The sequence below is a fragment of the Psychromonas sp. genome (assembly GCF_983033635.1).
The window spans coordinates 1-11,975 of sequence record NZ_CEZLMY010000107.1; the positions used below are offsets into that span (position 1 = coordinate 1).

At 39.8% G+C, this 11,975-nt stretch carries 7 protein-coding genes; 5 read left to right on the forward strand and 2 right to left on the reverse strand.

What is annotated here, in order from left to right; all coding sequences use genetic code 11:
* Nucleotides 1-41: 41 nt before the first annotated feature.
* The 3 genes from AC4GME_RS12985 (at nt 42) to AC4GME_RS12995 (ending at nt 6,986) form a co-directional block, all read left to right on the forward strand.
* A complete protein-coding gene (locus tag AC4GME_RS12985; RefSeq protein ID WP_490378763.1) occupies nt 42-332 on the forward strand; it encodes a co-chaperone GroES in 291 nt (96 codons plus the stop codon).
* A gap of 94 nt (nt 333-426) precedes the next feature.
* Nucleotides 427-2,064: a chaperonin GroEL gene (groL, locus tag AC4GME_RS12990; RefSeq protein ID WP_490378762.1), complete on the forward strand. Its 1,638-nt coding sequence runs from the start codon at nt 427-429 to the stop codon at nt 2,062-2,064.
* 137 nt (nt 2,065-2,201) lie between these two features.
* Entirely contained in the window at nt 2,202-6,986 is a 4,785-nt protein-coding gene (locus AC4GME_RS12995) for an NAD-glutamate dehydrogenase (protein ID WP_490379535.1), read from the forward strand.
* Nucleotides 6,987-7,048: 62 nt separating this feature from the next.
* Here the strand turns inward: AC4GME_RS12995 and tcdA are convergent, their stop codons facing one another.
* Both tcdA and ilvC read right to left on the reverse strand, forming a co-directional pair.
* Nucleotides 7,049-7,834 (reverse strand): tRNA cyclic N6-threonylcarbamoyladenosine(37) synthase TcdA, encoded by a 786-nt coding sequence (gene tcdA, locus AC4GME_RS13000; RefSeq protein WP_490377805.1) that lies wholly within the window; start codon nt 7,832-7,834, stop codon nt 7,049-7,051.
* A gap of 495 nt (nt 7,835-8,329) precedes the next feature.
* Nucleotides 8,330-9,811 (reverse strand): ketol-acid reductoisomerase, encoded by a 1,482-nt coding sequence (gene ilvC / locus AC4GME_RS13005; protein WP_490377804.1) that lies wholly within the window; start codon nt 9,809-9,811, stop codon nt 8,330-8,332.
* A 321-nt stretch (nt 9,812-10,132) separates the two neighbouring features.
* On the opposite strand from ilvC, the gene sseA reads away from it, so the two are divergent.
* The gene (gene sseA / locus AC4GME_RS13010; protein WP_490377604.1) at nt 10,133-10,987 is read left to right on the forward strand and encodes a 3-mercaptopyruvate sulfurtransferase; all 855 of its coding nucleotides are present in this window, start codon (nt 10,133-10,135) and stop codon (nt 10,985-10,987) included.
* A gap of 4 nt (nt 10,988-10,991) precedes the next feature.
* Entirely contained in the window at nt 10,992-11,885 is an 894-nt protein-coding gene (ilvY, locus tag AC4GME_RS13015; RefSeq protein ID WP_490377605.1) for an HTH-type transcriptional activator IlvY, read from the forward strand.
* Nucleotides 11,886-11,975 lie beyond the last annotated feature (90 nt).

The following is an 11,975-nucleotide window of genomic DNA, read 5'->3' on the forward strand; positions in this document are numbered from 1 at the left end:
TTGTAATATATCCAAAGACAATTATTTTTTAAGGAAAAACCATGACTATTCGTCCATTACATGATCGTGTTATTTTAAAACGTACTGAACAAGAAACTAAATCGGCTGGTGGCATTGTGTTAACGGGAAGCGCAGCTGAAAAATCAACGCGTGGTGAAATTATTGCTGTGGGTAAAGGTCGAATTTTAGATAATGGCGAAGTAAAACCGCTTGATGTAAAAGTGGGAGATATTGTTATTTTCAGTGAAGGTTACGGTCTAAAAACAGAAAAAATTGAAGGTCAAGAAGTACTTATTTTAAGTGAAAGCGATATTTTGGCTGTTGTTGAATAAGTAGCTGAATAAGTTACTGTATTAAATTTCCCTTGCTTTCTAAGTTAAAAGGAGCTGGGGCTGTCTTAATTTTAAAGAATTAAAGGAAATAGAAATGAGTGCAAAAGACGTTAAATTTGGTAATGATTCACGTGTAAAAATGTTAGCGGGTGTTAATGTACTTGCTGATGCTGTCAAAATTACATTGGGCCCGAAAGGTCGTAACGTCGTTATCGACAAAAGTTTCGGTGCGCCGCAGATTACGAAAGATGGTGTAACGGTTGCCAAAGAGATCGAACTTGAAGATAAGTTTGAAAATATGGGCGCACAGATGGTTAAAGAAGTGGCATCACAAACCAATGATGCGGCGGGTGACGGAACAACGACGGCAACGGTATTAGCACAAGCTATTATTTCTGAAGGTTTAAAAGCGGTTGCCGCGGGTATGAATCCGATGGATCTAAAACGTGGTATTGATAAAACAGTTAAAGCAGCGGTTATTGAGCTAAAAGCGTTATCAACGCCTTGTGCAGATTCAAAAGCGATTACCCAGGTAGGTACTATCTCTGCTAACTCTGATACTGAAATCGGTGAAATCATCGCGAGTGCGATGCAAAAAGTAGGTAATGAAGGCGTTATAACGGTTGAAGAAGGCCAAGGTCTGGAAACTGAATTAGATGTGGTTGAAGGTATGCAGTTTGATCGTGGTTACCTATCGCCATACTTTATGACTAATCAAGAAGCGGGTACGGTTGAACTTGAAAGTCCATTTATTTTATTAGTCGATAAAAAGATCGGTAATATCCGTGAATTATTACCAACATTAGAAGCGGTTGCTAAAGCATCAAAACCTTTATTAATTATTGCCGAAGACGTTGAAGGCGAAGCATTAGCGACACTTGTTGTAAATAATATGCGCGGCATCGTTAAAGTATGTGCTGTTAAAGCCCCTGGTTTTGGTGATCGTCGTAAAGCGATGCTGCAGGATATTGCCATTTTAACTGCGGCTACGGTTATCTCTGAAGAGATTGGTTTAGATCTTGAGAAAATTCAGCTTGAAGATTTAGGTCAAGCAAAACGTATTGTGATCAATAAAGATGAAACAACTATTATCGATGGCGTCGGAGATGAAACAGCAATCAATGCACGCGTAAGCCAAATCAAACAGCAAATTGAAGCATCTTCATCTGACTATGATAAAGAGAAGCTGCAAGAGCGTAGTGCAAAACTCGCTGGCGGTGTTGCGGTTATTAAAGTGGGTGCATCAACTGAAGTTGAGATGAAAGAGAAAAAAGATCGTGTTGATGATGCGCTACATGCAACCCGTGCTGCGGTTGAAGAAGGCGTTGTTGCTGGTGGTGGTGTTGCTCTGGTCCGTGTTGCTGCATTATTAAAAGGTCTTAAAGGTGATAATGACGAGCAGAATGTTGGCATCCGTGTTGCACTACGTGCAATGGAAGCGCCACTTCGTCAAATCGTTGAAAACTGTGGAGAAGAAGCATCTGTTGTAGCAAATAATGTACAGCAAGGTGAAGGTAACTTTGGTTACAACGCAACCACGGGCGAATACGGTGATATGTTAGATATGGGGATTCTTGATCCAACTAAAGTAGCCCGAAGCGCATTGCAATTTGCAGCTTCGGTTGCCGGGTTAATGATCACTACCGAATGTATGATCACAGATCGACCTGTAGAGGCTGCTGCACCTATGCCTGATATGGGCGGCATGGGTGGTATGGGCGGTATGATGTAGTTCCCCGTAACTCCCCTATAAAAAAGCAACTTCGGTTGCTTTTTTTGTGCCTGTTATAAAATCACTTACTGCGTTTGTTAATTCACTATTCTGTTCTAGCCTTAGAGTTATAAGATTCAATGGGATAGGTGGCATAGATGATTTCAATACTCAATCAAAAAAGTGATATTTTAGAGCAGGTGTTTTCCCAATTAAAAGTAGATTTTTCAGAACGAGCACAAAAAACGCTACAGCAATTTATCAGTGCAGTTTATCGTGATGTTGTGATCAGTGATTTAACACAAATGTCACCAGCAGATTTAAGCGGTTTAACAGTTTCCTTATGGCGTGAGATCCAGCTGTGGAAAGCCGAACAAGCGAAAGTTCAGGTTTTCAATCCTGATGTCGAGCAGGATGAATGGCAGTCTTCACATACAGTGATCAGCGTGTTATGTCGAAATATCCCCTTTGTTATTGATACCTTAAAACTCATTATTAATGAGCAAAACATTAAAGTGCATCGAAGTTTTTACTGTGAGATGGCAACTGTACGCGGAAAAACGGGGAAATTACTATCTTTCGATGCGGATAATAAGAATGAATTATTACTCTATTTTGAAATCGATCAAACCAGTGCAAAAGCAGATCGCTATCAGATAGAGTCAAAAATACAACTGGCCTTACAAAATGTCAGCTTGGTGGTTGATGATTTTGAAAGTGTAACGCAAACAGTTAAAGAAGCGCTTAAACACAGCAAGGCAGATAAATTTAATCAGCAAATAGATGACTTAGAGGAGCAGCAAACATTTTTGCTGTGGATGTTAAATGATCATTTTACCTTTATTGGTTGTGATCAATTTATTATCGAACAAGGAGAAGTTAAAGCAGTTACCGCTAGTCAGTTAGGTTTATTAAAGCGCGCCAATTTTATGGGCAAAGCTTGGCAATTTGAGTCCTTTGAGGTGTTAAACAAGCTTTCATTTATTCATTTTGCTAAAGCGTCACAACGCGCGATGGTACACCGTCCCGCCTACCCGGATGTTGTTTATGTAAAACGTTTTGATGACGCGGGGCAGTTAATCTCCGGTTACCGCTTTATCGGTTTGTATACCTCATCTGTTTACGGTGGTACGCCTGAAGATATTCCTGTGGTAGGCCGTAAGCTTGCAAATATTTTGCAGCAATCCGCTTATAATCAAGGTGGACATTATTATAAAGAACTGTCACAGATCCTTTATAACTATCCAGTTGAAGATCTTCTGTTGTGTGATGAAAATGAACTTTTACAAAACGTTACCGAAATTTTACATGCGCAGGAGCGTAAAGAGTTAAAGCTTTTTTTACGTAGTGAAGGTAATAAACAGTTTGTAATCGCCAGCTTATATGTGCCTCGCGATGTTTATAATACCAAGGTCAGACTGGCCTTCGAAGAGTTGATTTGCCGTACCTTAGAAGTCAGCGATAGTGATTTTCAAACCTATTTAAGTGAATCTACTTTAGCGCGTTTGCGCTTGGTTTTACGCCTTAAAACCCCGCTAAATGAAGTTTTGGAAGTGCAGACGATTCAAGACAGAATGAGGCAGTTAACCAAACGCTGGAGTGATGAATTACACGAGTCGTTAATTGAGCACTTTAGTGAAGAGCAGGGGATAAAACTCACCCAAAAATACAATGCAGCATTTCCGAGCAGTTATCAGGATATTTTCAGCCCGCGTGTTGCTGTGGCTGATATTGAACGTATAGAGTCTTTATATGCAGACCAAAGCCGTTCGATGACATTACGTTTTTATCGCTCCATTGAAGCAAATAGCAGCGAGCTAAAATTAAAACTGTTTCATCAAGATGGGGCGTTATTACTTTCAGATATTATTCCAATTTTAGAAAACCTGGGCTTGAAAGTAGCTGAAGAGTACCCCTATAAAGTCACTCCAAGGGGAGAAAAATCGTTTTGGTTATATGATTTTACTTTGGTCTATGCACAAGTCTGCAATTTTGATCCGGAAGCCTACCGAGATCTGTTTGCCGATGCTTTTTTATCTGTGTGGTACGGCTATGCTGAAAATGATCCTTTTAATAAACTGATTTTGGGTGCCGGACTTGCGTGGCGTGATATAAGCATGTTGCGTGCTTATGCTAAATATCTAAAACAGTTACGTTTTGGTTTTAGCCATTTTTCTATTGCGAAGACATTATTAGATCACAATAAATTAGTTAAAGAGATCGTTTTGTTGTTTAAGCGTCGTTTTGATCCAAGCTGTGCCTTTGATTTAATAAAACAGCAAAAGTTAGAAGAGAAAATTTTAAGTGCGCTAAATGATGTCAGTAATCTCAATGAAGATCGCGTATTACGTAAATACGTAGAGTTAATTATGGCAACGATGCGTAGTAATTATTTTCAGCAAAGTGCAGGTGAAAACAGACCCTATATCAGTTTCAAGTTTGATCATGACAAAATCAGCGAAATTCCCTTACCTCGTTTAAATTATGAAGTGTTTGTTTATTCTCCTCGTATTGAAGGAGTGCATCTGCGTGGCGGTAAAGTTGCGCGTGGCGGTTTACGTTGGTCAGATCGCCGCGAAGATTTCCGCACCGAAGTCTTAGGCTTGGTAAAAGCACAGCAAGTTAAGAACTCTGTGATTGTGCCCGTTGGCGCTAAAGGCGGTTTTGTTGCTAAAGAAATCAATCCGGCAATGGATAGAGAAAGTTTTATCAGCGAGGGAATTAGCTGTTATAAAATCTTTATTAGTGCCTTGTTGGATATTACTGATAACTTATACAAAGGAGAAGTTTTACCGCCACTTGATGTGGTCCGTTATGATGGTGATGATCCTTATCTTGTTGTAGCGGCAGATAAAGGCACTGCCACTTTTTCAGATATCGCCAATGAACTGGCGGCACAAAGGAACTTCTGGTTAGATGATGCGTTTGCCTCGGGGGGGAGTAATGGCTATGACCATAAAAAGATGGGCATTACCGCGCGTGGTGCTTGGATAAGCGTGCAGCGCCATTTCCGTGAACTCGGTATTGATGTGCAACAGCAAGCGATTAGCGTGATTGGCATTGGCGATATGGCGGGCGATGTATTTGGTAACGGCATGCTAAGCTCTAAATTTATCTCGTTACTGGGGGCATTTAATCACCTGCATATCTTTATTGATCCCGCACCGACTGATTTAGAGGCTAATTTTGCTGAACGCTTACGTCTCTTTGAGACACCACGAACAGGCTGGAACGATTACAACTGTGAGCTGATTTCACAAGGTGGCGGCATTTTTGAGCGCAGTGCTAAAGCAATTAAAGTCAGTCCGGAAATGGCTAAACGTTTTGATATTTACCAAAAGCAAGTTACTCCCAGCGAGCTCATTACTATTTTATTAAAAGCACAAGTGGATCTGTTATGGAATGGTGGTATCGGCACCTATGTTAAAGGCTGTAGTCAAAGTCATGCCGATGTCGGTGATAAAGGCAATGATATTTTACGCATTAATGGTAATGAGTTACGTTGCTCTGTAGTTGCTGAAGGCGGCAATTTAGGTTTTACGCAAAGCGCCCGTATCGAATATGCATTACATGAAGGTTTATGCTTCACCGATGCAATCGATAATGCTGCAGGTGTGAACTGTTCAGATTTAGAAGTTAATATCAAAATTCTGCTTGATAAATTAGTTTCCAAAGGTGATTTAACAGTTAAGCAGCGTAATGTTTGGTTAGATAAAATGACCAACGAAGTTTCACAAATTGTATTAAAAAACAATTACCGCCAGGTACAATGTGTCAGTATTTCATTCCTTGAAAGTTATCAACGTCTTGAAGAATATCGACGTCTTATCTGTGATTTAGAGGAGAAAGGTAAGCTCAACCGGGTGCTGGAATTTATCCCTGGCGATGATGTTTTAAGCGATCGTAAAAATTGCCATAAAGGGTTAACTCGTCCGAGTATTGCAGTGATGCTCTCTTATGCCAAAAATGAGATGAAAGAAGCACTGGCTAATGCCAATATCGCTGATGATCCTTACCTTCTTACTGAAGCTGAAAAAATCTTTCCTTTATCTTTAGTGAAACAATACAAAAAAGAGATACATCAACATCCGTTGATTACAGAGATAGTTGCTACGCAAGTAAGCAATGATCTTTTTAATGTGATGGGGGCAACCTTCGCCCACCGTATTATGGCAAGCTCAGGCTGTTCATTTTTAGAGTTAAGTAAAGCTTGGGTGGCTGCTCGCGATATTTTTGGCCTGAATACAACTCTTGAGCAGATTGAATCGTTAGATAACAGGGTCAGTTGTGATTTACAAAGTGATTTGATCTTTAAACTTAAACGCATGGTGCGCCATGGAACACGCTGGTTAATTCGCAATAATCGTGACGAATTGGATACAGGGGAGTTAATTAAACAATATCAAAAACCATTACAATCAGTGGTTGATGATATTGAAATGGTATTAATTGGCAAGGCAATTGTTTATCGATCTGAGATGATTTTATCCTTGACGGAATCGGCTGTTCCTAAATTATTAGCGCATAAATTAGCCAGTGCAGATCAGATTTATGCTCTGTTAAGTGTTATTTCAGTCGCCACTAAACTTGAGGTGGATGCCCACTTGGCTGCACAGGTTTATTTCTTTGCCACCGATAAACTGCAACTATTTGATATCGCCAAGCAGTTAATATTGTTACCAGTTGATAGCCATTGGCAATCATTAGCAAGAGAGGCGATGCTAGATGATTTAGAGTGGCAGCAAAAACGTATCAGCCAAACGATTTTACTCGGTTTAAAAGAGGGCAATGTCAGTCAGGCATTTGCTGATTGGGAAAACCAGCATCAAAATCTTGTGCAGCGTTGGTATAAAATGGCGGATGCGTTATTAGCAGTAAAAACACCTGAATTTAGTATGTGTCAGGTGGCATTACGTGAATTATTGGATCTTTCTAGCAGTTAATTGTTTAGCATTTAGTCAACGCATTTTAACTTTTAATTAAAACGCGTTGACAGCTTTTTCTGCTATTGGGCTTTCTTGATAATCTTTTTTAACATAAACGCCACGCCCACAAAAGCAAAACTTGCAGTCACCATGCTTGATGCGCCAAAACCTGTTGCACAATCCATCTTCATATTGCCATCCGACTCGGATTTCTGTTGGCAAACTTCCCCATTCATATCTGGATAACTCAGTTGTTCGGTTGAAAAAACACAATCGACTCTAAATTTACGTTTTGGATTTTTGCTGAAATTAAAAAAACGGCGCAGTTCTGAACGCACTTTAGCTGCCAGAGGATCTTGAATTGTTCTAGCTAAATCAGTTACCTGTATTTGTGTCGGATCTAGCTGTCCACCTGCTCCTCCACAAGTTAATAGTGGATATTTATTACGCTTACAATGTGCGACTAAGGCAACTTTAGCGTGGATACTATCAATCGCATCAAAGATATAATCAAATTCACTGGATAGATATTCAAAGCAGTTTTGCTTATCAATAAAGTCATCAATTAAATTCAGCTTTATCTCAGGGTTAATCAATCGGCAACGCGCAGCCATCGCCTCTATTTTTGTCTCACCAATGGTATCTGCTAATGCATGTATTTGACGGTTGGTATTAGTGACACAAATATCATCCATATCTATTAAGGTGAGTTGACCAATACCAGAGCGGGCCAATGCTTCTGCCACCCATGAACCGACACCACCAATACCGATCACGCAGATATGGCTTTGTTGAAATTTATTAAGCGCTTTGCTGCCATATAAGCGTTTAATGCCACCAAAACGGTTATCGTATTGTTCTGTCATCTGTTTACTCAACTATTGGATATAAAAAAGCCCCACCTTCAAAGAAGGCCGGGCTGACATTATATTACTATCTTGTTAGCAAATAGAAATTTTTTGCGAGTAGTCTTGATTAAGACGCTTCTATAATCGTTTTCATATCAGTTGTCTTGTAAGAATCGGCAAGTAGTTTATTACAGATACAAAAAAGCCAAGGCATAAACCTTGGCTTTATCAGCTAGTTAATTTTAAACTAATAAAATTAAGATGCTTCTACGATAGTTTTCATGTCCGTCGCCTTGTAGGCATCGAGGCGTAGTTTATTAGATACAAAAAAGCCAAGGCAGAAACCTTGGCTTTATCAGCTATTTAATTTTTAACTAAAATTAATACGCTCTACAATCGTTTTCATATCAGTACGGGGTGTAGGTATAGACGTAGTTGTTGCAGGTATAAAAAAACCAAGAATTAATCTTGGTTTTTTATTTTTAACTAAAAGTTAATTTTAAACTAATAAAATTAAGACGCTTCAACGATAGTTTTCATATCCGTCATGTAACCGCGTAGTTTTTTACCAATAGCTTCTACAGGGTGAGTACGAATTGCTTCGTTAACTTCGATTAAGCGTGCATTATCAACAGAGTTAGATGCTACTGTTAAAGGTTTACCCAGCATTTCCGGGCTTAGTGCTTTAACGAAGTCTGCTAGCATTGGTTTAGCTGCATGATCAAACAGGTAACAACCGTATTCTGCAGTATCAGAGATAACAACATTCATTTCGTAAAGTTTCTTACGTGCGATAGTGTTAGCAATAAGCGGTGTTTCATGTAGAGACTCGTAATAAGCCGACTCGTCGATAATACCTGATGCAGTCATCGCTTCAAATGCAAGCTCAACACCGGCTTTAATCATTGCAACAAGGAAGATACCGTTATCGTAGAATTCTTGCTCATCTATTTCCATGTCGCCAGCTGGTTGTTTTTCAAAACCAGTTTCAGCTGTTGCTGCGCGCCATTTTAGTAGGTTAACGTCATCATTTGCCCAATCTTCCATCATTGTTTTAGAAAATTCGCCTTCAATGATGTCATCCATATGTTTGTTGAATAATGGACGTAGAATATCTTTAAGCTCTAAAGACATATCAAATGCTTTAATTTTAGCTGGGTTAGATAGACGATCCATCATATTAGTGATGCCGCCGTATTTAAGACCTTCAGTTACAGTTTCCCAACCGTATTGAATTAATTTAGATGCGTAAGCTGGCTCTAAACCATCAGCAACCATTTTTTCAAAACCTAGAATTGCGCCTGTTTGCAACATACCACAAAGGATAGTTTGCTCACCCATTAGGTCTGATTTTACTTCAGCAACAAAAGACGACATCAATACACCAGCGCGATCGCCGCCTGTTGCTGATGCATATGCTTTAGCCCATGCTAAACCGTGATCTTGTGGATCGTTAGCTGGGTGAACCGCGATTAGTGTCGGTACACCAAAACCACGTTTGTACTCTTCACGTACTTCAGAACCTGGGCATTTAGGTGCACACATAATAACAGTGATATCTTCACGTACGATTGTACCTTCTTCAACGATGTTGAAACCGTGAGAGTAAGCAAGTGTAGCGCCGTCTTTCATTAATGGCATTACTGCATTCACAACAGCAGTGTGTTGCTTATCAGGCGTTAGATTACATAATAAATCTGCTTGCGGGATAAGCTCTTCGTAAGTACCTACAGTGAAACCATTTTCTGTTGCATTTTTCCATGATTGGCGTTTTTCAGCGATAGCTGCAGCACGTAGCGTATAAGATACGTCTAGACCAGAATCACGCATATTTAAACCTTGGTTTAAACCCTGTGCACCACAACCGATAATAACTACTTTTTTACCTTTTAAAGCTTCACAGCCATCAGTGAATTCACTGCGATCCATAAAACGACATTGACCTAGTTGGTTTAGTTTCTCACGTAGAGGAAGAGTATTAAAATAGTTAGCCATTGAGGAGACTCCAAAAAATAGTTTATAGGGATTAAAGCAGATAAAAATTTATTTTTATCTGCTTTCAATTTTCGCTAAGCACTATAGCCTATAACTTATATTGCGCAAAATGATATATTGGCAATGTTATGTTGCAAAAAATGAAATACACTGGCTTTACTCTGTTAGATGAGTTCAGTTCACGCTTTTTTATAAAACAGCTTGATTTTTAACCACAGCGATCTAACTATCAGTTTGTTTTAATATTTTAATTAATTGTTATTTCATTCTTATGATTTAACAAATAAGAATACTTAACCTGTTCTTTTAAAGGGAAATAATATGCCTTCACTAAGCTTGCCCAGCGCACTCGTTTCAATCGACTGGTTAAATGAACATATTAATCATGCAAATTTAGTTTTGTTGGACAGCAGTTGGCATATGCCTAATGTTAACCGTGATGGTAAGTTGGAATGGGCTAACGAGCGCCTTCCAGGGGCGCTTTTTTTCGACTTTGATGGTGAAATTTGTGATCACAATAGTGATTTACCGCATATGATGCCCAGTGAAGCGGTTTTTCAAAATTCGGCACAAAATTTAGGCATAAATCAAAACAGCACAATAGTGGTTTACGATAGCTTAGGCATTTTCTCCAGTCCTCGAGTATGGTGGATGTTCAAAACGATGGGGTTTGATAATGTGGCTGTATTAGATGGCGGTTTACCCGCTTGGAAAGAAAAATCACTGCCGATAGAAAGTGATAATAAAATAAAGCCGATAAACAAAGGTGATTTCATTGCCCGTTATCAAAGCGATCTAATTTGTGATGCTAATGAAGTGCTTTTTTCTACGCAAGATAAGCAACAGGATATTGTTGATGCACGTCCGCAACTGCGCTTTTCAGGTCAGGCGCCCGAGCCAAGGGCGGGAGTACGTTCCGGTCATATGCCGAATGCTAAAAATCTGCCTTCTGCAACGATTCTTGAAGATCAACAAATGAAAGATGCCTACCAGCTTGCTTTGCTCTTTGAAGCAATCGTCCCAAAAAATAACCGGGTAATTTTTAGTTGTGGCTCTGGTGTCACCGCATGTATTTTAGCATTAGGGGCAACCTTAGCGGGATATGAAAACTTAGCTGTTTATGATGGTTCATGGAGTGAATGGGGGAGCCGTGAAGATTTGCCGGTTGTAAAATAAATAGATGGATATCAAGTCGTTAGAGTTGTTTTTGCATTTATCGAACAGTTTGCACTTTTCTAAAACGGCGCAAGCGAAACATGTCAGCCCATCAACACTTAGTCGCTGTATTCAACGGATTGAAGATGAGTTAGGTGTTCGTTTACTGAACCGCGATAATCGTTCTGTGGTATTAACTGAAGCCGGCTTGTTATTTAAACAGTATGCGTTGCAACAACTTGAGCAGTGGGAGCTATTAAAGCGTTCTATCAAGCAAAGTAAAAGTGAGCTGGAAGGTCAGATCAATCTGTATTGCTCAGTGACGGCCGCTTATAGCCACTTGCCTCCCATTTTAGAGCGCTTTAGATTATTACATCCGAAAGTCGAAATTAAACTGAGCACCGGTGATAGTGCGGTGGCAGTTGATCAAGTATTACAACATCAAGTTGATTTTGCGATCACTGCCTACCCAGATACCTTCCCTGCTCGTTTACATTTTATTCAACTCGCGGAAATACCGCTGTCTATTATAGGACCAACCATAACCTGTGCTGTTACCCAGCAAATTAGCCAGGCTAATATCGACTGGAAAAATGTGCCGTTCATTTTACCTGAACATGGTTCGGTACGCCGCCGTTTTGATAATTGGTATCGCCTCTTTAAAATAGGAAAACCGCATATTTATGCCAAAGTAGCAGGGCATGAAGCACTGATTAGCATGGTTGCGCTTGGCTGTGGTGTGGGGATTGTGCCCGATGTGGTGATTGAAAATAGCCCGGTGCGCGATCGCGTGCAGAGTTTGTCAGTAACAACCCCTTTACAGTCATTTGATTTAGGTATCTGTTGTTATAAAACACGAGCAAATGAACCGTTAATTAGTGCGTTTATCGGTTGTGTTGAGGGGGATCTTATTAATTAACCTCAGCTCGGGATAATTAGAAAGTTTGTTTTTGTGTTACAGCATTCGATAAGGGAGCAACCATTCAAGATGTTAAATGCTTGCATTTAC